This is a genomic window from Mycobacteriales bacterium (assembly GCA_030697205.1).
Taxonomy (GTDB): domain Bacteria; phylum Actinomycetota; class Actinomycetes; order Mycobacteriales; family SCTD01; genus JAUYQP01.
The window spans coordinates 1-17,807 of the sequence record JAUYQP010000059.1; the positions used below are offsets into that span (position 1 = coordinate 1).

Consider the following 17,807-nt stretch of genomic DNA (forward strand, 5'->3'; position numbering starts at 1 on the left):
GGTTCAACCATCGACGCCTTCACGGCGAGATTGGGCTGCTCCCACCGGTCGAGTACGAGACCCTGCACCGCAAGTCCAGCCTCACCGAAGCAACCCGCTTCGCGTGAGTTCAGACCCTCCATCAAACCCGGTACTTGACACACCGCGCGGGCCCGCGCCCGAGCGTCCCGGACCGCGCTCAGGTGCACCGCGTCGATCCGGTCCAGCACCCGCCAGGTCGTCGGCATCGACGCGACCTGCCCGAACAGCTCGGTCCGGTCGCCCAGCACCGCGATGCCACTGATCGCGTCCGCGCCATCGGCGATCGCGACCGCCAGATCGGTGAACACCCGCCCCGGCGGGTGCACCGGCTGGCCCTTGTAGGTATCGAGCAGCGCCGCGCTGACCGCGTCGACCAGCCCGGTCTGCTCGGCCATCTCACGCAACAACCCGACCCCGGCGTGCGACACGACACCCCGACCATCGGCGCTGATCTTGACCCTGCGAAAGCCCCCGATACGCTTCACCTGCGAAGTGCTCCTCTGCTTGGTGACTTGTTCCCTGAAGAAGTCCAAGTTTCTCAAGCAGAACGGGCACTTTCGCGCTTTCAGGCCCCGTGTCGCCTCACTTCCCGTGAAACAGCCGGGTTAGCGTGCACACCGTGACCACGTGCGCCTCAGGAACACAGCGGCGTCACGACGGAGTGCCGAGCGGCGCCACCGTATGACCGCCGCCACCATGCCGAGTTTTCGCGGCGTCGTGTTCGACTTCTTCGGGACGCTGACGGACCCGGACGAGGAGGAGTACCGGCGGGCCGTCTACGACGCGACCGCGGTCGCGCTAGGCGTCCCGCCGGACGAGTTCTGGACGAAGGTCACTGCCTCGTTCACCGAGCGGGCGACGGGTGTGTTCGGTGGCACCAGGACGACGCTCCAGGCGATCGCGGGGCGCTGCGGCGCCGAACCCACAGAACAACAGCTCGACAGGGCCATCCAGGCGCACCATGAGGGCGCACGCCGGCTCCACACGGCGCGTCCCGGAGCGATCGACATGGTTCGGGAGCTGAGGGCGCGGGGGTTCCGGCTTGCGCTGCTCAGCGACTGCAGCGGCGAGCTGTGCGAGCTGTGGCCGTCGACGCCGTTCGCAGAGCACTTCGACGCGACCGTCTTCTCCTGGGCCGAGGGCTACCGGAAACCCGACCCGCGCGGCTTCGCGAAGGCGGCGCGACTCCTCGGCCTCCACCCGCAGGACTGCTGGTTCGTCGGCGACGGCGGCAGCGGCGAACTCACCGGGGCACTGGCGGCCGGAATGCGACCCGTCCTCGTTACCAATGCCGCGCATCCCCGTCACGCCCTGTACCGCGACAACCCTGACGCGTTCGTACCTGGCGACACCGTCGATGAGGTCATCGATCTGCTCGACCTCCTTGGTGAGCCTGCGGAAGCCGCGCAGTAGCGAAGCTACGGAGGTGCTGCTCGCGCGCGTCCAGCAGCGCCGCTACGGACGCCGACCGACCCTCGCATGCGCAGCCTCAGGAAACGCACGATGCGGCGCCTCGCCGCTACTGGACCCGAGCTCATGGGCGTGCACCAGAGCAGTCACGCGACCCAGCGCGAGTCGCGTCTCCGGCAGGAGCTGGTCGACAACAAGCGAGAGACCCAGCCACTCCGCGTCACACATCTTCACCAAATCCCGAGCCGCCGACGCCTGGCTGCCACGCTCCGCCCAGTCGTCCACCATGAGGACGCGATCTCCTGAGTGGAGGATCGACTGCATCCGTAGGTCATGGCGCTGATTTCGGTAGTCCTCGGCGGCCGTCGCCCGAACCTTGGCGCCGGGTAGCAGGCCCGTGCCCGCCTTGCGGATGCCGATGAAGCCGACGCCGAGCGCCACTGCGGTGGCGCCTCCCAGCAGGAAGCCGCGGGACTCGATCCCGACGACTCGGGAGACCCCGACGTCACGCCAAGGTGCGGCGAGTCCCTCTACGACGTCCCGCAGCGCGTCGGCGTCGGCAAACACGCGCCACACGTCGGCATGACCCTCTACCCAGCGGAACTGCTCCAGCACGGCAGCCCGGCCCATGTTCATGCAACGAGGGTACGGCCGAGCTATGCCTCGTCGAACGTCGCGGCTGGCGGCCCGTCCAGCCGTAAGCGCCGATGCGGACGTCTGTCCTGCCCATCGGCGCGTGGTGCTGCTCTGATAGTCGGCGATGTCCATCGGCCCACGCCGCGAGGGTTGAGCCGGTCGGGTGGGAGGGTGAGGCGTGCGAACAGTGGTGCTATGGGACATCGACGGGACGTTGGTACGGGCGGGACAAATCGCGGGAACGGTGTTCGCCGCCGCCGTTGAGGCCATGTTCGGTGTGCCCGCCGGCGACCACGGCGTCCCGTACGGCGGTAAGACCGACCCGCAGATCGCCCGCGAGATTCTGGCCGCCCTCTCGATCGACCACGACGAGTCGCACGTGCCGGCACTGGTGGCCGAGCTCGAGCGGGGGCTGGTGGCGGGGCAAGGCGAGATGCGCGAACGAGGAGTCGTGCTGCCCGGCGTGGAATCGGTCCTCGCCTGCTTGCACGACCATCCCGACGTCGTGAACACCGTGCTCACTGGCAATACCCGGGCCAACGCCGTGCTCAAGCTGGACACGTTCGCGCTCGACCGATGGATCGACTTGGAGGTCGGTGCCTTCGGCTCAGATGACGCCGACCGCAACAACTTGGTTCAGATCGCGCTCGAGCGCACGGCGACCCGTTACGGCCCGGTCGACCTCGACCGGGTTTGGGTAGTGGGTGACACGCCCTTCGACGCCGCTTGCGCCCAGGCCGGCGGCGTGCGATGCCTACTCGTGGCCACCGGCCACGCCGAACGGATCGCACTCGAAGCCGCTGGCGCCGACAGGGTCATCGACGACCTGAGTGACACGAAAGCCGTCGTCGATCTACTGATACAGCGCTAGCGGCTACGTCCGTGAAGGGATGTCAGACCGTCCAGAAGCGCCGCTCTGTTCGTTGAGGCCAACGTGACCGGATCCGAGCCGCACACGCAGAACGGACCGGCAGTAGCAGCGTGCGACGGCCGCGCGCGGAGTACCCGCACCTACCCGCCGACCTACCCACACAGGAAGGCCGGGATCGCGCGACGGTCGGTGATGGACTAGCCGACGACCAGGCAGTCGACGCCTGGCAGATCATGGAAGCGGGCGCTGCGATCGGTGGTGAGCACGATGCGGCGGGTCGCAACCGCGGTCGCCGCGATGATCAGGTCGTGGGCTCCGCGCTTGGTGCCGCTACGGTGAACGTGGGCGAGCAAGCGGCCGTGTGCCTCGGCCACCGCGATGTCGTACGTCTCCACCGGCATCGTCTCCAAGATCTTGACGAGGAAGTCAGTTCGGGCGGCTCGATGACGCGGGCCAGCCAGCTCGATGCCGGTGCGTAGCTCGGCCAGAGTGACAGCGGCGATGACGACGTCGTCGTCACGGTCGATGGCCTCGGCCATCACCGCTGGGGCGCCGCGCTCTGATGCGACGAGGACTCCGGTGTCGAGGATCAGCCTGCGGGCCACGCCGGTCCGTCCAGAGTCACTGCATCCCGAGCCGCTGCCACGTCCGCAGCGAACTGCTTGTCGGGCGGGCCCTTCCGGAGCAGGGCTACGACCTCGCCCCCGTTGCCGGCAGTGGCAGGCCCGATCGAAGCGACGCGGCGACCGCCGCGGGTGACGACCACGGTCTCCCCCGCCTCGACCTCGTCGAGCAGCGCGGCGAAGGATCGGCTCGCTTCGGTTGCCGTAACAGTTCGCATGGAATCAGATTATCAGATTCGATGGCTTCGCGGACCAAGATCATGGGGCAAACGTGGGGCAGAACCTGCCCCACGCCTGCCCCACAGCGACTTCTCTCAGCCTAGCCAAACAGGCTCTGACCTGCGAAAATACAAGAGTCATGCACCTCCACGAGGGTGCACAGCCAGATTGTGATCCCGGTTGTCGCGGGTTCGAGCCCCGTCACTCACCCCACGAAACACCAGGTCAGGGCCTGTGCAGGACCTGATCCGCGCGGCGTGAACGGCCCCACAACCAAGATCGTGGGGCACCTGTGGGCAGAGTGCGTCCTGCGGTGGATCTCTTACCAGGATGGTCTACCCAGAGTAGACTTCGGTCATGAGTGCTACGACCACCGTGAAGGTCCAGACCAGCACACGTGACCTCCTCCTCCAGCTCGGAGCCGCTCGCCGGCAAAGCGCCGACCAGGTCATCCTGGACGCCCTCGCTGCGATGCGTCGGGACGAACGCCGACAGGTCGCTGCCGCAGAGGCACAGGCCATCAAGGACGACCCGGTCGACCGGGCCGAGATCCGGGAGATCCAGCGCGACATGGCGGCGCTGCGTGCGAGGTGAGGTCCATCGGCTCCCCGCACGCGGCAAGGGTCACGAGCAGAAGGGTCGCCGGTTCGCGGTCGTCCTCCAGCCGGAGTGGCTCAACCTGAGCACGTGGGTCGTCGCCTTCACGAGCACGAGCGCGCGCCAGACCAGCTTCCGGCCACAGGTCGTCATCGCGAACCAGCAGACCCTGGTCATGTGCGACCAGCTCATGACCGTGGACCTCGATCGGCTCAGTGAGCTTGCTGGCATCCTCACCGTCGACGAGATGCAAAGAGTCGACGATGCGCTGGCATTGATCCTCGATCTGTAACGCCGCGCGACGTGCCCTTCCGCGCCAACAGCCGGATCCGGACCAACCGGGCGCTCAACGACCACTGGGCCGGACTCGGGGTCACGTCCGGGAGGTGACCGCGGCTGCTGCTCGGTAACCTTGCGGCGGTGACCAGCACAGCCCCACGCGCCCTGCTCCTCGAGAGCATCCACGACGACGCCGCCTTCACCCTTCGGGATGCGGGGTACGACGTGGAGCGCCGCGCGGGCGCCCTGTCCGAGGACGAGCTGGTCGAGGCCGTGCGGGGCGTCGAGGTGCTCGGGCTGCGCTCCAACACCACCGTGACCCCGCGGGTCCTCGAGGCCGCCGACGCGCTGCGGGCCATCGGCGCCTTCTGCATCGGGACCAACCAGATCGACCTCGCGGCGGCGACCGAGCGCGGCGTGGCGGTGTTCAACGCGCCCTTCTCCAACACTCGCAGTGTGGTGGAGCTCGCGCTGTCGGAGATCATCGCGCTGACCCGGCGGCTGACCGACAAGAACGCCGACATGCACGCGGGCGTGTGGGACAAGTCCGCGGTCGGCAGTCACGAGATCCGCGGCCGACGGCTGGGCATCGTCGGCTACGGCAACATCGGCAGCCAGCTGTCGGTGCTCGCCGAGGGCCTCGGCATGTCGGTGCTCTTCTACGACACCGCAGACAAGCTCGCGCTCGGCAACGCCCGCCGCTCCGGCACGCTCGAGGAGCTGCTCGCGCAGTCCGACGTCGTGACTCTGCACGTCGACGGTCGCTCGGGCAACAGCGGGCTGTTCGGTGAGGAGCAGTTCGCGCGGATGAAGCCGCGCAGCGTCTTCCTCAACCTCAGCCGTGGCTTCGTCGTCGACCACGCGGCACTGCGCCGCCACATTGAGAGCGGCCACCTCGCCGGCGCTGCCGTCGACGTCTTCCCGCACGAGCCCAAGCAGCCCGGCGAGGAGTTCGTCTCCGAGCTGCGCGGGCTGCCCAACGTCATCCTCACCCCGCACGTCGGCGGCTCGACCGAGGAGGCGCAGCAGGACATCGGCAACTTCGTCGCCGGCAAGCTGCGGGACCACCGGCTCGACGGCTCGACCTCGCTGAGCGTCAACCTCCCGCCGGTCAGCCTGCAGAAGGTCCCCGGCGCCCACCGGCTGCTGCTGCTGCACCTCAACACCCCGGGCGTCCTCGCGACCGTCAACGGCGTCCTGGCCCAGCACGGTCTCAACATCGAGGCGCAGGTGCTCGGCACCCGCGGCGGCCTCGGCTACGTGATCACCGACGTCGCGCCCTTCGACGCGCCCGATGTGCTCGAGGCGCTCGCCTGCCTGCCCGAGACCGTCCGGCTGGACGTCGTGCGATGACGCTGCTCGACGACCTGCGCGACGCGGTCGGGGCCGACCACGTCCTCACCGACCCGGACCTGCGGCGCGGCTATGAGACCGACTGGACGGGGCGGTTCAGCGGCGAGTCACTTGCCGTCGTACGCCCCCGCACGACCGACGAGGTCGCGGCTGTCCTGCGCGCCTGCGCCCAGGCCGGTGCGCGCGTGCAGGTACAGGGCGGCAACACCGGCCTGGTCGGCGGCTCGGTGCCGGCCGGCGGCGAGGTGCTGCTCAGCCTCACCCGGCTCGACCAGCTCGACGAGGTTGACGTCCCGGCCGCGCAGGTCACCGTCGGCGCCGGGGTCACCCTTGCCGCGCTGACCGCGCACGCCCGCGCCGCCGGCCTCGACTTCGGGGTCGACCTCGCCGCGCGCGACTCCGCCACCGTCGGCGGTCTCGTCGCGACCAACGCCGGTGGGGTCCGGGTGCTCCGCTACGGCAGCATGCGCGAGCAGACCGCCGGTGCGGAGGTCGTGCTCGCCGACGGCTCGGTCCTCACCCGGCTCGCCGGGCTGGCCAAGGACAACACCGGCTACGACCTCGTCGCGCTGATGTGCGGCAGCGAGGGCACCCTCGGCGTCGTGACCCGCCTGCGCCTGCGGCTCGTCCCGCAGCTGACCCAGCGCGCGGTTGCCCTGCTCGCCTTCGCCGACACCGCCGCGGCCATCGCGGCGCTGCCGGCGCTGCGCGAGCACCTGCCCGGCCTCGCCGCCGCGGAGCTGTTCTACGCCGCGGGTCTCGACCTGGTCCGCGGTTACGCCGGCCTGCCCGCGCCGTTCCCCGTCGCGCACCCCGCCTACCTGCTGGTCGAGTCGGTCGGGCGCACCGACCCGACCGACGAGCTCGTCGAGGTCGTCGCCGAGGTGGCCGGTCTGCTCGACGCGACGGTGGCTGCCGACGCCCCCGGGCGGCGGGCGCTGTGGTCCTACCGCGAGCAGCACACCGAGGCGATCAGCGCCGCCGGCATCCCGGTCAAGCTCGACGTCAGTGTGCCGGTGCCCGCACTGGCCGACCTCGTGGAGCGGCTCGGCCCCGCCGTCGAGGCAGCCGCTCCCGGCGCGCGCCTGATCGTCTTCGGCCACGTCAACGAGGGCAACCTGCACGTCAACGTCCTCGACACCGGCGACGCGGGCCGGGCCGTCACCGACGCCGTCCTGCACCTCGTCGCCGACCTCGCCGGCAGCATCAGCTCCGAGCACGGCGTCGGGCGCGCCAAGGTCGACTGGCTGGGCCTGTCGCGGTCCGACACCGAGCTCGCCGCGATGGTGGCGATCAAGCGCGCGTTCGACCCCGACCACCGGCTCAACCCCGGCGTCGTCCTCCCGTCGCCAGCGCCCCGGTCCTCGACGACCACAGCGCCCACCAGCTGAGGGTGCGCGCTCAGGCCCGGCAGGCGACGTAGACGGTGTTGGCCGAGGTGCCGCCGGTCAACGGGTTGGCGAAGGGCACGACGTGCGCCTCGGCGGTCGCGAAGACCTGGCGCAGCAGCGCAGTGAACCCCTCCTCCGGCGGGTCGTCGGACCACAGCGCGAAGATTCCGCCCGGCAGCAGCTGCTCCTGCAGGCCGGCGAGGCCACGCACGGTGTAGAGCCCGGCGTGGCTGGGGTGCAGGACGTGGCGGGGCGAGTGGTCGACGTCGAGCAGGACGACGTCGGCCGGTCCCAGCTCACCGGCAGCGGCGAGGGCGAAGAAGTCGCCGTGCACCAGCTCGGCGCGCGGGTCGCCGGTGAGCTCGGCGGCGTGCGGCAGCAGGTCACGGCGGTGCCAGTCGATGACGGCCTCGAGGTGCTCGACGACCCGCAGCCGCCGGACCTCGTCGTGGGCGAGCGCCGCCCGCGCGGTCCAGCCCAGGCCGAGCCCGCCGACGACGACGTCGAGCTCGCCCCGGTCGAGGGCAGCGAGGCCGAGGTCGGCCAGCGCGACCTCGGCGACGGTGAACAGGCTCGACATGAGGTACTCCTCGCCGAGCAGCACCTCGAAGACGTCCACCCCGAGCGTCGGCTCGACGCGGCGGCGCAGGCTGATCTCGCCGATCGGCGTCTCGCGCCAGTCGAGCTCCTCGAAGCGTCGGCTCACGGCGAGACGTGCCTGGCGATCATGTGCAGCTCCTCGGGCGGGGGTGCCTGACCGTAGCGGCCTCAGCCCCGGGCCGGTCCTGCCGATGGGCTCCGCGACAGGAGGTCACACCATGCGCATCGACGCCCCCACCCCGCACGCCACCCCGGCGCCCCGCCCGCGTGCCGCCGCCCCGACGGACACGACGGCGACGCCGGCACCCGCACCAGCACCAGCACCCACGACGCCCGGGCCGGCCGACGCCCCCTCGAAGGGCCGGGGTGCCGAGCACCGCAGCGACGTCGCGACCCTGCGCCAGTGGATCAACCACCCGGACCGCCGCGACGCCATGACGCTGCCCGACCTCGACGCCACCGACCGGCGTGGGCAGGGCTTCGCCAAGGCCGTCGAGGCCTACCGCGCCGTGCTCGCCGAGGTGCCCGCTCCCCCCGCAGCACCTCCGGTGACGGACCCGGTCACTGACCCGGTGACCGTCACTGTGCCTCCGGTGACGGACCCGGTCATCGACGCGGCGACCCCACCGGTCGCGCCCCCGGTGACGGACACGGTGCTGCTGCCGGTCACGGACACGGTGCCTGAGCCGGACGCTGCCGTCGTACCCGATGCCCTCGTCCCTGAGGCCGTCGTCACGGGCTGACGCCTCGGAGGCGTCAGAGCGTCGGGTCGACGACCGCGCGCAGGCCCTCGCCGCGCCGCATGCGGTCGAGCGCGTCACCCACCTCGGCCAGGCCGACCCGGCGGTCGACGAGGTCGTCGAGCGGCAGCCGCCCGTCGAGGTAGAGCTCGGCGATCCGCGGGAAGTCGCGGGCGGCGACGGTCGAGCCGTAGCAGCAGCCGATCAGGCTGACGCCGCGGTCGGGCAGGGCGTAGCCGTCGACCGGCACCGTCACGCCCTGGGCCGTCATGCCGACGAGCAGCACCCGGCCGCCGGGCACGACCGCGCCGAGCAGCGCGGTGGCGACGGCCGGTGAGCCGATGCAGTCGAGCCCGACGTCGACGTCGCCGAGCCGCTGCGGCCAGTCGGGGTCGGACAGCGCCGTCGTGGCCCCGGCTGCCCGTGCCGCCTCGAGCTTCGCGGGCGACAGGTCGACCGCGACGACGTCGGCGCCGAGATCGGCCGCGGCCATGACGGCGGCCAGCCCCACTCCCCCGCAGCCCACGACGACGACCCGCTCGCCGGGCTGGACCGCAGCGGTCCGCACGACCGCGCCCCAGCCGGTCGCGACGCCGCAGCCGATGAGGGCGGCGACCTCGGCGGGCACGGCAGAGGGCACGCGTACGACGGCAGCGCGCGTGACGACCGCCGCCTCCGCCATGGTCCCGATCCCGAGGTACTGCCGGACGGCGCTGCCGTCGGCGCGGGTCAGCCGGGCGGTGCCGTCCGGCAGCAGGTGCGTGCCGGCGGCGCTACCGGTGCACAGCCACGACCGGTCGGCCACGCAGGCCCGGCAGGTGCCGCAGGGGGCGAGCCAGCTGAGCACGACGCTGTCGCCGAGGGCGAGGTCGTGGACACCGTCGCCGAGCGCCTCGACGACGCCGGCACCTTCGTGACCGAGCACGACGGGGGTCGGCCGGGCCCAGTCGCCGTCGACGACGTGGAGGTCGGAGCGACACACCCCCGACGCGGTGTACCGGACGAGCACCTCACCCGGCCCGGGTGGGGCGAGCTCGAGCTGCTCGAGGGTCGGCGCGCGGCCGGGACCGTCGAAGACCAGCCCGCGCACCAGCACGCGGCCGACGCTACCGGCGGCTACAGCCGCAGGAAGCGGGGGGCCTTCACGCGCATCGTCGACCAGCTGCGGTCACCGCTGCCGTTGTAGGCCTCGACCTGCACCGAGCCGTCGGCGAAGACGTGGGTGACCCAGCCGACGTGGCCGTAGGAGCCGGCGGCGTAACGGCCGTTGGCCGTCGTGGACCCGGGCGCGTAGTAGGCCGAGGACTCGCCGGCCTGCCAGTGCGCGACGGTGCCGACGGCCGGCTTCGTGGTGACGGCCTTGCCGAGCCGGCGGGCGACGTCGTCCCAGTACGAGGCACTGCCCCAGCCGTCGGCGCGGTTGTCGAGGGCCCGACCCGCCTGCGCGAGGCGCCAGGCGGCGAAGCTCACGCACTGGCGCTTGGTGAAGCCCCAGTCGTCGTAGCTGTTGGTCGTCGCGGTGCGGTAGGGGTAGTCGTCACGACCGGTCCGGACAGGGGCGGGCTTGGGTGCGGGCTTCGCGGACGGGGCGGTCGGGGCGGACGCGGTGGCGACCGGACGAGGAGCGGTCGCCCGGCGGACCACGACGGCGCGGGTGCGCGAGGCCGGCTGGGCCGCAGCCCTGGCCCGGGTCGGGGGCGCGGCAGCGGTGACCGGCGTGGCCGGGGAGGTGACCGTGACGGCGGTCGGGGCGGGCTGCGACGCAGCGACGACCGCACCTCGCAACACCGCGGGGCCACCGTCAGGGAGCGTCGCCGCCACGGCCGTCCACGTCGCCTGCGGGGCGGACGCGCCAGCGGCAGGACCGGTGCCGAGCACGACGGAGACCGCGGGAACGGCCACCGCGAGGGGCAGCAGCACCAGCAGTCCGGGACGCATCCGCACGAGCACTCCTTGGGTCGGGTGCCTAGTACTTCGACGCGTTGGCGCGATCCCTTCAGTGGACTATTGACAACCTCACAACTGACCAGGGACTTCGCCCCGGTGTGCCCAGCGATGACCGCAACGTCTACCCCGATCGGGTGACCACCCCGTCGGCAGGAGGTCGCCGTCCTGGTCACCCTTCCGGGCGCTCCAGCCCGGCCGCCTTGCCCGGCTCCGTAGCCTGCAGGGGTGGACACGACGACGCTGGCCGCCTTCGCCGGAGCGGTCTTCCTGCTCGCCCTGACCCCCGGCCCGGACACCGCTCTCGCCCTGCGCTGGACCCTGGTGTCCGGGCGCCGGCAGGGGTGGCTGGTCGCGCTCGGCTCGATGACCGGCGTGACGGTCCACCTCACCGCCGCGCTGCTCGGCGTGTCCGCCGTCCTCGCCACCTCGGCGACGGCCTTCACGGCACTGAAGCTCGCCGGTGCGGTCTACCTCACGGTGCTCGGGCTGCGCCTGCTGCTCACCCGCGCGACCCCTGAGGGCGAGGCACCGCCACCCCGACGGACCGGCCGGGTGCTGCCGGAGTCGGCGTACCTCCAAGGGGTCCTGTCGGGGACGCTCAACCCCAAGACCGCGCTGTTCTTCCTCACCCTGCTGCCGCAGTTCGTCGATGTCAGCAGCACCCGTGCCTGGGAGCTGCCGCTGCTCGGCCTCGTCGCGCTCGTCGTGATGGCGGTGTTCTGGGTCGGCTTCCTCGCGCTCGTCGGAGGAGCCCAGAGCGTCGTACGACGACCACGCGTCCAGCAGTGGGTCGAGCGGGTGACGGGTGGCGTCTTCGTCGCGCTGGGCGCCCGCCTCGCCGTCGCGGCCCGCTAGCTCAGGCGCCCAGCCAGTCCGCGAGGACCGCGTCGTTGTCGGACCCTGGAACGCTCGGGACCGCCGGGGCGGCAGCGGGGGTCCGCGAGAAACGCGGCGCCGGGGCGGGCTGGACCTTGCCCCCCACCTCGACGAGGGTGCCGCGGGCAGCGAGGTGCGGCTCGGTCGGGGCCTCGCGAGGGGTGACGACCGGGGTGACGCAGGCGTCGACGCCGGCGAAGACCTCGGTCCACTCGTCGCGGGTGCGGGTGAGGAAAGCCGCGGTGAGGGCCTCGCGCAGGACCGGCCAGCCGGCGACGTCGAGCTGGTCGGGCAGGCCCGCGTCGGACAGGCCGAGCCCGGCGAGCATCGCGGCGTAGAACTGCGGCTCGATGGGGCCGACGGCGACGTGACCGCCGTCCTTGCAGGCGTAGGTGTCGTAGAAGGGCGCGCCGCCGTCGAGGATGTTGGTGCCGCGCACGTCGCCCCACAGGCCCTGGTCGCGCATCGCCCACATCATCGTGGACAGCAGCGCGACGCCGTCGACCATCGCGGCGTCGACGACCTGGCCGCGGCCGCTGGTCTGCCGCTCGTGCAGGGCGGCCAGGACGCCCACCAGCAGCAGCATCGAGCCGCCGCCGAAGTCCGCGACCAGGTTGAGCGGCGGCACCGGGCGGTCGCCGGCGCGACCGATCGCGTCGAGGCTGCCGGTGAGCCCGAGGTAGTTGATGTCGTGGCCGGCGCGCGCCGCCATCGGGCCGTCCTGGCCCCAGCCGGTGATCCGGCCGTAGACGAGGCGCGGGTTGCGCGCCCAGCAGTCCTCCGGCCCGAGCCCCAGCTTCTCCGTGACGCCGGGCCGGAAGCCCTCCACCAGCACGTCCGCCTTCTCGACCAGGCGCAGCACCAGCTCGAGGCCCTCGGGGGTCTTCAGGTCGGCCGCGACCGAGCGGCGGCTGCGCAGCTGCGGGTCGACCTGCCCGGGCGCCATGGCGAAGGCGGCCGGCCGCTCGACCCGCACGACGTCGGCGCCGAGGTCACCGAGCACCATCGCGGCGTGCGGCGCCGGTCCGAGGCCCGCCAGCTCGACCACACGAAGACCCACGAGCGGCCCAGCCAGCGGGCTGGTCACAGCGTGACGTCCGTGACGCGCAGCCCGGCGTGGGCCTTGTAGCGGCGGTTGACGCTGATGAGGTTGGCGGTGAGCGCCTCGACCTGGTGGGCGTTGCGCAGCCGCCCGCCGTAGATGCCGCGCATCCCCGGGATGCGACCGGTGAGCTCCTGCACCAGGTCGGTCGCCTCACGGTCGTCGCCGAGCACGAGGACGTCGGTGTCGATGCTCGTCACCTCGGGGTCCTCGAGCAGCACCGCGGAGACGTGGTGGTAAGCCGCGACGACACGACTGTCCGGCAGCAGCTGCTCGGCCTGCTGCGCGGCGCTGCCCTCGGCGACCGGCAGGGCGTAGGCCCCCTGCTTGTCGAACCCGAGCGGGTTGACGCAGTCGACGACGACCTTGCCGGCGAGCTCGGCCCGCAGCTCCGTCAGCAGCTCGGCGTGCCCGTCCCACGGGACCGCGACGATGACCACGTCGCCCTGCGTCGCCGCGCCGGCGTTGTCGGCGCCGGTGACGCCGTGGCCGAGCTCGGCGGCGGTGGCCGCGGCCCGTTCGGCGCTGCGGCTGCCCAGCACGACCGACAGGCCCGCCTCGGCGAAGCGGCGGGCGAGGCCGCGGCCCTGGGGGCCGGTGCCGCCCAGGACGGCGATGACGGGACTGCTCAACGAAGGCTCCTCGGATCAGGTCTGCCGAACCTACGACGACTGCCCTGGTGTCTACTCGTCGGGCCACCCACCCGCTCCTGGAGGTATGACGTGTACGAGGTGTCCGACCCGACGAAGGTCCTGACGGAGCGCCGCGGCAGCACGCTCGTCGTCACGATCAACCGCCCCGCGGCGCGGAACGCTGTCGACGCCGACGTGCACGCGCTCGTCGGCGCGGCGGTCGAGCAGGCCGAGCACGACCCGGAGATCAGGGCACTCGTCCTCACCGGCGCAGGCGACCAGGCCTTCTCCGCCGGCGCCGACCTCAAGGCGATCTCGCGCGGCGAGCCCGTCCTCGCCCCGGGCACCGAGCACTGGTCCTTCGCCGGCTTCGTCGACCACTTCACGTCCAAGCCGACGATCGCCGCCGTCAACGGCAACGCCCTCGGCGGCGGCACCGAGCTGGCCCTCGCCTGCGACCTGGTGGTCGCCGTCGAGACCGCGAGCTTCGGGCTCCCGGAGGTACGCCGGGGGCTGATCGCGGGCGCGGGCGGCGTCTTCCGACTGGCCGAGCAGCTGCCGCCGAAGGTCGCGATGCAGCTCATCCTCACCGGCGAGCCGATGCCCGCGGCCGAGGCGCTGCGCTGGGGCCTGGTCAACCAGGTGGTCGCCCCCGGTCAGGCCCTCGACGCGGCGCTCGCCCTCGCCGACCTCATCGGCAAGGGCGCGCCGCTCGCGGTGCAGGCCAGCAAGCGGATCGCCTACGGCGCGGTCGACGGCAAGCGCGCGGGCGAGGCCGCCAAGTGGCAGCAGAACTCCGAGGAGTTCCTCGTCCTGCTCGGCAGCCACGACGCGATGGAGGGGCCGACGGCCTTCGCCGAGAAGCGCGAGCCGGTCTGGCAGGCCCGCTGACCTCGGCGTACGCCTGAGTGGCGCGCGTCACGCCACCCCACCGGTGACGGCGCGGCACGCGTGTGGCGCAATGGGGTTCCACGCGAACCGTCGTTCACTGGGTCCGTCCGAGATCAGGAGGTCGTCCGATGAGGGACGCCGTCATCGTCGAAGCAGTCCGCACGCCCGTCGGGAAGCGCGGTGGGGGCCTGTCCGGCGTCCACTCCGCCGACATCTCCGCCCTCGTCCTGCAGGCGATCGCCGAGCGCTCCGGCATCGACCCGGGTCTCGTCGACGACGTCATCTGGGGCGTCGTCATGCAGATCGGTGAGCAGACCTTCGACGTCGCGCGCACCGCCGTGCTGTCCGCCGGCTGGCCCGAGCACGTCCCCGGCACGACCGTCGACCGCCAGTGCGGCTCGTCGCAGCAGGCCGTGCACTTCGCGGCCGCGGGCGTCATCAGCGGTCAGTACGACCTCGCCGTCGCGGGTGGCGTCGAGATGATGAGCCGCACCCCGATGGGCTCGTCGTTCACCGCCTCCCCCCTCGGCGCGATGTACGCCGAGCGCTACGGCGAGGGCTTCCCCAACCAGGGCCTCGGCGCGGAGCAGATCGCCGACACGTGGGGCTTCAGCCGCACCGAGCTCGACGAGTACGGCCTGCAGTCGCACGAGCGGGCCGCCGCCGCGCAGGAGGCCGGCGCCTTCGACGCGCAGATCGTGCCCATCCAGACCGAGAACGGCCTGATCAGCAAGGACGAGGGCATCCGTCCCGGCGGCACCCTTGAGAAGCTCGCCACCCTCAAGACGCCCTTCAAGGAGGACGGCAAGATCACGGCGGCGAACTCCTCGCAGATCTCCGACGGGTCCGCGGCGCTGCTCATCACGACGAGCGAGTTCGCGGCGGCCAACGGCCTCACCCCGATCGCGCGCATCCACACCGCCGTCGTCACCGGCGCGGCCCCGATGCCGATGCTCACCGCCCCGATCCCCGCGACCCAGAAGGCGCTCGCGAAGTCCGGCCTGTCGCTGTCGGACATCGGCGCCTTCGAGGTCAACGAGGCCTTCGCGTCGGTGCCCATGGCGTGGCTCAAGGACATCGGCGCCGACGACAAGCTCACCAACGCACTCGGTGGCGCCATCGCCCTCGGTCACCCGCTGGGTGGCTCGGGCGCGCGCATCATGACCACGCTGGTCCACCACATGCGCGACAACGGCATCCGCTACGGCTTGCAGACGATGTGCGAGGGCGGCGGCCAGGCCAACGCCACCATCCTCGAGCTGCTCTAGCTCCCGGGGCCGGTCCGCACCGCGTCAGGTGCGGGCCGGCACCCCGGCGTCGGTCCGGACCTTCGGCGCCTTGTAGGCGGTGATGTGCTCCTGCACGACAACCAGGTCGTGCGGGGCGTGCTCCTCACGGGCGTGCTCGTCGAGCTCGCTGGTCCAGCTGAAGCGCAGTCCGCAGAGCGGGCAGTGGTAGGTCGTCATCGTGGGACCTCCTCGTCCCCCGAGTGTGCGCCTCACGTCGCTGCAGGTCTAGCGGCTGGCCCACCCTGCCGCGACGGACAGCAGGCACATCGCGGCGAGCTGCACCGTGATGCCCGACATGTCGGCCGCCGCGTCCACCTCGGTGACGTCGACGGCGCGCACCGACCGGTGCTTTCCCGCTGCCACCGCCGCCTCGAGCAGCTCGTGCGGCAGCAGCCCGCCCGGCCGCGCCCCGGGGCAGCCGGGCACGAAGGCGCGGTCGACGACGTCGACGTCGAGGTCGACGTAGACGACGTCGCAGGTCAACGCCAGGCGGTCGAGCTCGCGCGTGACGACCTCGCCCACCCGCCCGCGGCAGTCGGCGAGGCCCACCGTGGTGATGCCCTCGGCGCGGCAGAAGCCGGCGTACTCCCTGCTGTTGGTGAGCTCGCCGATGCCGACCTGGACGACGTGGCGGCCGGGCAGCCCGGCCTCGAGCAGCCCGCGCACCGGGGTGCCGTTGGTCGGGCCGGCATGCCAGCCGCGCACGTCGTGGTGGGCGTCGAGGGTGAGCAGCCCGGCGCGCGACAGGTCCGGGGCGAGCGCCTGCAGCGCCGGCCAGGTGACGAGGTTGTCGCCCCCGAGAAGGACGAGCAGGTCGTACGACGGGAGGGCGGCGACCCCCGCGCGGGCCGCCTCGACCGCGGCCGTCCCCGTGAGGTCCGCGACGTCGAGGTCGCCGTGGTCGGCGAGCGCGGGCAGGTCGACGTCGAGCCCCGCGTGCCAGGTGGGGAAGCGGTGCAGCGCGGCCCGCACCGCGACCGGGGTGAGGTCGGCGCGCGAGGGCGAGATCGAGCTGCGGTGCAGGGGCACGCCGACGACGCCGACCCGCTGCCCGGCAGGCGGTCCGAGCAGGGTGGAGGCGCGCGGCCACAGCGGGTCGTCGGTCACGCGGCGTCCTCGTCGTCGGGCCCGATGGGCAGGTCACCGCGCACGACCTCACCCGCCCGCAGGACCGCGCGGACCAGGTCGACACCGGGCCGGTAGGCGAGCCAGGTCGGGGAGGGCGCGTCGAGCACGACGAGATCCGCGGGCGCGCCGACCCGCAGGTGGCCGGCGTCGCTGCGCAGCGCAGCGGCGCCGCCGAGGGTGGCCGCCCGCAGCGCCTCGAGGGGGGTCATCCCCAGCTCGCGGCAGGCCAGCGCGACGACGAAGGGCATCGAGGTGGTGAACGACGTGCCGGGGTTGCAGTCGGTCGCGAGGGCGACCGTGACGCCCGCGTCGAGCAGGCGGCGGGCGGGGGCGTAGGCGGACCGGGTCGAGAACTCCGCGGCCGGCACGAGCACCGCGGTGACGCCCGCGTCGCGCAGCGCGGTGACGTCGTCGTCGGTGAGGTGGGTGCAGTGGTCGGCTGACAGCGCGCCGAGCTCGGCGGCCAGCTGGACCCCCGGACCGGGCCGGAGCTGGTTGGCGTGGACGTGCACGGCGAGCCCCCGGGCGGCGCCGGCGCTGAGCACCTCGCGGCACTGGTCGACGTCGAAGGCGCCCTCCTCGCAGAAGGCGTCGACGGCGGTGGCGACCCCGGCGACCGCGTCGAGCATCGGCCCGCGCACGAGGTCGACGTAGTCCCGCGTCGTCGTGCCCTCGGGGGTCACGTGCGCGCCGAGGAACGTGCGGTGGGGGGTGAGGGTCGCTGCGACCTCGAGGCTGCGCAGCTCGTCGGCGACCGTGAGGCCGTAGCCGCTCTTCACCTCGATCGTCGTCGTGCCGGTGCGCAGCGCCTCCGCGGACAGCCGGGTCGCGCGGACGCGGAGCCGTGGGGTGGACTCGGCCCGGGTGGCGGCGACGGTGGTGCGGATGCCGCCTGCGGCGTAAGGGCGCCCGGCGAGGCGCGCCTCGAACTCCTCGGTGCGGTCACCCGCGAAGACCAGGTGGGTGTGGCTGTCGACGAAGCCCGGCACGACGGTGCCACCCCCGACGTCGAGCACCTCGTCGGCGACCGGCGTGACCGCCGCGGACCCGACCCAGACGACCCGGCCGCGGTCGACGACCAGCGCCGCGGACTCGCGCACGGGCTGCTCGGGGTCCCACGTGATGAGCGTCCCGATGCCGGTGACGAGCAGCGATCCCACGCCGGCAGTCTGCCCCCCACCTCCGGACTGGGTCGGCTTTTC

At 72.6% G+C, this 17,807-nt stretch carries 22 protein-coding genes; 10 read left to right on the forward strand and 12 right to left on the reverse strand.

What is annotated here, in order from left to right; all coding sequences use genetic code 11:
- Nucleotides 1–506: transposase (locus tag Q8R60_19360; protein ID MDP3714630.1), on the reverse strand; the 506-nt coding region annotated here is incomplete at its 3' end.
- A gap of 196 nt (nucleotides 507–702) precedes the next feature.
- Between Q8R60_19360 and Q8R60_19365 the strand changes: the two genes are divergently transcribed.
- Nucleotides 703–1,434: an HAD-IA family hydrolase gene (locus Q8R60_19365; protein MDP3714631.1), complete on the forward strand. Its 732-nt coding sequence runs from the start codon at nucleotides 703–705 to the stop codon at nucleotides 1,432–1,434.
- Between the two features lie 42 nt (nucleotides 1,435–1,476).
- Here the strand turns inward: Q8R60_19365 and Q8R60_19370 are convergent, their stop codons facing one another.
- Nucleotides 1,477–2,067, reverse strand: coding sequence for a hypothetical protein (locus Q8R60_19370; GenBank protein MDP3714632.1), 591 nt, complete (start codon nucleotides 2,065–2,067; stop codon nucleotides 1,477–1,479).
- Nucleotides 2,068–2,254: 187 nt separating this feature from the next.
- Here Q8R60_19370 and Q8R60_19375 point away from each other — a divergent pair, with 187 nt between their 5' ends.
- Nucleotides 2,255–2,938: a haloacid dehalogenase-like hydrolase gene (locus tag Q8R60_19375; GenBank protein MDP3714633.1), complete on the forward strand. Its 684-nt coding sequence runs from the start codon at nucleotides 2,255–2,257 to the stop codon at nucleotides 2,936–2,938.
- Between the two features lie 197 nt (nucleotides 2,939–3,135).
- Here the strand turns inward: Q8R60_19375 and Q8R60_19380 are convergent, their stop codons facing one another.
- Both Q8R60_19380 and Q8R60_19385 read right to left on the reverse strand, forming a co-directional pair.
- The gene (locus Q8R60_19380) at nucleotides 3,136–3,543 is read right to left on the reverse strand and encodes a PIN domain-containing protein (protein MDP3714634.1); all 408 of its coding nucleotides are present in this window, start codon (nucleotides 3,541–3,543) and stop codon (nucleotides 3,136–3,138) included.
- The gene (locus Q8R60_19385) at nucleotides 3,528–3,779 is read right to left on the reverse strand and encodes a type II toxin-antitoxin system Phd/YefM family antitoxin (GenBank protein MDP3714635.1); all 252 of its coding nucleotides are present in this window, start codon (nucleotides 3,777–3,779) and stop codon (nucleotides 3,528–3,530) included. Before Q8R60_19385 ends, Q8R60_19380 begins: the two co-directional genes overlap by 16 nt.
- A 358-nt stretch (nucleotides 3,780–4,137) precedes the next feature.
- Here Q8R60_19385 and Q8R60_19390 point away from each other — a divergent pair, with 358 nt between their 5' ends.
- The 4 genes from Q8R60_19390 to Q8R60_19405 all read left to right on the forward strand — a co-directional run bounded on the left by Q8R60_19390 (nucleotide 4,138) and on the right by Q8R60_19405 (nucleotide 7,400).
- Entirely contained in the window at nucleotides 4,138–4,374 is a 237-nt protein-coding gene (locus Q8R60_19390; protein ID MDP3714636.1) for a hypothetical protein, read from the forward strand.
- Nucleotides 4,364–4,669, forward strand: a complete 306-nt coding sequence (locus tag Q8R60_19395) for a type II toxin-antitoxin system PemK/MazF family toxin (GenBank protein MDP3714637.1) — start codon at nucleotides 4,364–4,366, stop codon at nucleotides 4,667–4,669. The genes Q8R60_19390 and Q8R60_19395 overlap by 11 nt, the downstream gene beginning before the upstream one ends.
- A gap of 128 nt (nucleotides 4,670–4,797) precedes the next feature.
- Nucleotides 4,798–6,009, forward strand: coding sequence for a phosphoglycerate dehydrogenase (gene serA, locus Q8R60_19400; GenBank protein ID MDP3714638.1), 1,212 nt, complete (start codon nucleotides 4,798–4,800; stop codon nucleotides 6,007–6,009).
- Nucleotides 6,006–7,400: an FAD-binding oxidoreductase gene (locus tag Q8R60_19405; GenBank protein MDP3714639.1), complete on the forward strand. Its 1,395-nt coding sequence runs from the start codon at nucleotides 6,006–6,008 to the stop codon at nucleotides 7,398–7,400. The genes serA and Q8R60_19405 overlap by 4 nt, the downstream gene beginning before the upstream one ends.
- Before the next feature lie 10 nt (nucleotides 7,401–7,410).
- Here Q8R60_19405 and Q8R60_19410 read toward each other — a convergent pair whose 3' ends face one another.
- Nucleotides 7,411–8,106 (reverse strand): spermidine synthase, encoded by a 696-nt coding sequence (locus Q8R60_19410; GenBank protein MDP3714640.1) that lies wholly within the window; start codon nucleotides 8,104–8,106, stop codon nucleotides 7,411–7,413.
- Between the two features lie 112 nt (nucleotides 8,107–8,218).
- Between Q8R60_19410 and Q8R60_19415 the strand changes: the two genes are divergently transcribed.
- On the forward strand, nucleotides 8,219–8,743 hold the full coding sequence (locus Q8R60_19415; GenBank protein MDP3714641.1) for a hypothetical protein: 525 nt from the start codon (nucleotides 8,219–8,221) through the stop codon (nucleotides 8,741–8,743).
- 13 nt (nucleotides 8,744–8,756) lie between these two features.
- Here the strand turns inward: Q8R60_19415 and Q8R60_19420 are convergent, their stop codons facing one another.
- Nucleotides 8,757–9,836 (reverse strand): alcohol dehydrogenase catalytic domain-containing protein, encoded by a 1,080-nt coding sequence (locus Q8R60_19420; GenBank protein MDP3714642.1) that lies wholly within the window; start codon nucleotides 9,834–9,836, stop codon nucleotides 8,757–8,759.
- A 20-nt stretch (nucleotides 9,837–9,856) separates the two neighbouring features.
- Nucleotides 9,857–10,678, reverse strand: coding sequence for a CHAP domain-containing protein (locus tag Q8R60_19425; protein MDP3714643.1), 822 nt, complete (start codon nucleotides 10,676–10,678; stop codon nucleotides 9,857–9,859).
- 234 nt (nucleotides 10,679–10,912) lie between these two features.
- Here Q8R60_19425 and Q8R60_19430 point away from each other — a divergent pair, with 234 nt between their 5' ends.
- Complete coding sequence (locus Q8R60_19430) at nucleotides 10,913–11,542, forward strand: LysE family translocator (GenBank protein ID MDP3714644.1); 630 nt, start codon at nucleotides 10,913–10,915, stop codon at nucleotides 11,540–11,542.
- Between the two features lies 1 nt (nucleotide 11,543).
- On the opposite strand, the gene Q8R60_19435 is transcribed toward Q8R60_19430, so the two are convergent.
- Both Q8R60_19435 and npdG read right to left on the reverse strand, forming a co-directional pair.
- On the reverse strand, nucleotides 11,544–12,638 hold the full coding sequence (locus Q8R60_19435; GenBank protein ID MDP3714645.1) for a CaiB/BaiF CoA-transferase family protein: 1,095 nt from the start codon (nucleotides 12,636–12,638) through the stop codon (nucleotides 11,544–11,546).
- An 8-nt stretch (nucleotides 12,639–12,646) separates the two neighbouring features.
- Nucleotides 12,647–13,297, reverse strand: coding sequence for an NADPH-dependent F420 reductase (gene npdG, locus Q8R60_19440; protein MDP3714646.1), 651 nt, complete (start codon nucleotides 13,295–13,297; stop codon nucleotides 12,647–12,649).
- Between the two features lie 99 nt (nucleotides 13,298–13,396).
- Here npdG and Q8R60_19445 point away from each other — a divergent pair, with 99 nt between their 5' ends.
- Both Q8R60_19445 and Q8R60_19450 read left to right on the forward strand, forming a co-directional pair.
- Nucleotides 13,397–14,188, forward strand: a complete 792-nt coding sequence (locus Q8R60_19445; protein MDP3714647.1) for a crotonase/enoyl-CoA hydratase family protein — start codon at nucleotides 13,397–13,399, stop codon at nucleotides 14,186–14,188.
- A gap of 128 nt (nucleotides 14,189–14,316) precedes the next feature.
- The gene (locus Q8R60_19450; protein MDP3714648.1) at nucleotides 14,317–15,456 is read left to right on the forward strand and encodes an acetyl-CoA C-acyltransferase; all 1,140 of its coding nucleotides are present in this window, start codon (nucleotides 14,317–14,319) and stop codon (nucleotides 15,454–15,456) included.
- A gap of 24 nt (nucleotides 15,457–15,480) precedes the next feature.
- On the opposite strand, the gene Q8R60_19455 is transcribed toward Q8R60_19450, so the two are convergent.
- From Q8R60_19455 to hutI, 3 genes are read right to left on the reverse strand one after another with little or no spacing between them, the layout of a single operon-like run.
- Complete coding sequence (locus Q8R60_19455; GenBank protein MDP3714649.1) at nucleotides 15,481–15,654, reverse strand: hypothetical protein; 174 nt, start codon at nucleotides 15,652–15,654, stop codon at nucleotides 15,481–15,483.
- A 48-nt stretch (nucleotides 15,655–15,702) separates the two neighbouring features.
- Nucleotides 15,703–16,584, reverse strand: a complete 882-nt coding sequence (locus tag Q8R60_19460; protein ID MDP3714650.1) for an arginase family protein — start codon at nucleotides 16,582–16,584, stop codon at nucleotides 15,703–15,705.
- Nucleotides 16,581–17,765 carry an imidazolonepropionase gene (gene hutI, locus Q8R60_19465; GenBank protein ID MDP3714651.1) on the reverse strand — a complete coding sequence of 395 codons (1,185 nt, stop codon included), beginning with the start codon at nucleotides 17,763–17,765 and terminating at the stop codon, nucleotides 16,581–16,583. The genes Q8R60_19460 and hutI overlap by 4 nt, the downstream gene beginning before the upstream one ends.
- Nucleotides 17,766–17,807 lie beyond the last annotated feature (42 nt).

Bases quoted from the DNA above. Each gene is read 5' to 3' on its own strand.
- Q8R60_19365 (MDP3714631.1), top strand. From the start codon at position 703: ATGACCGCCGCCACCATGCCGAGTTTTCGCGGCGTCGTGTTCGACTTC.
- Q8R60_19370 (MDP3714632.1), bottom strand. From the start codon at position 2,067: ATGAACATGGGCCGGGCTGCCGTGCTGGAGCAGTTCCGCTGGGTAGAG.
- Q8R60_19455 (MDP3714649.1), bottom strand. From the start codon at position 15,654: ATGACGACCTACCACTGCCCGCTCTGCGGACTGCGCTTCAGCTGGACC.
- Q8R60_19390 (MDP3714636.1), top strand. From the start codon at position 4,138: ATGAGTGCTACGACCACCGTGAAGGTCCAGACCAGCACACGTGACCTC.
- Q8R60_19405 (MDP3714639.1), top strand. From the start codon at position 6,006: ATGACGCTGCTCGACGACCTGCGCGACGCGGTCGGGGCCGACCACGTC.
- Q8R60_19425 (MDP3714643.1), bottom strand. From the start codon at position 10,678: ATGCGTCCCGGACTGCTGGTGCTGCTGCCCCTCGCGGTGGCCGTTCCC.
- Q8R60_19450 (MDP3714648.1), top strand. From the start codon at position 14,317: ATGAGGGACGCCGTCATCGTCGAAGCAGTCCGCACGCCCGTCGGGAAG.
- Q8R60_19415 (MDP3714641.1), top strand. From the start codon at position 8,219: ATGCGCATCGACGCCCCCACCCCGCACGCCACCCCGGCGCCCCGCCCG.
- Q8R60_19385 (MDP3714635.1), bottom strand. From the start codon at position 3,779: ATGCGAACTGTTACGGCAACCGAAGCGAGCCGATCCTTCGCCGCGCTG.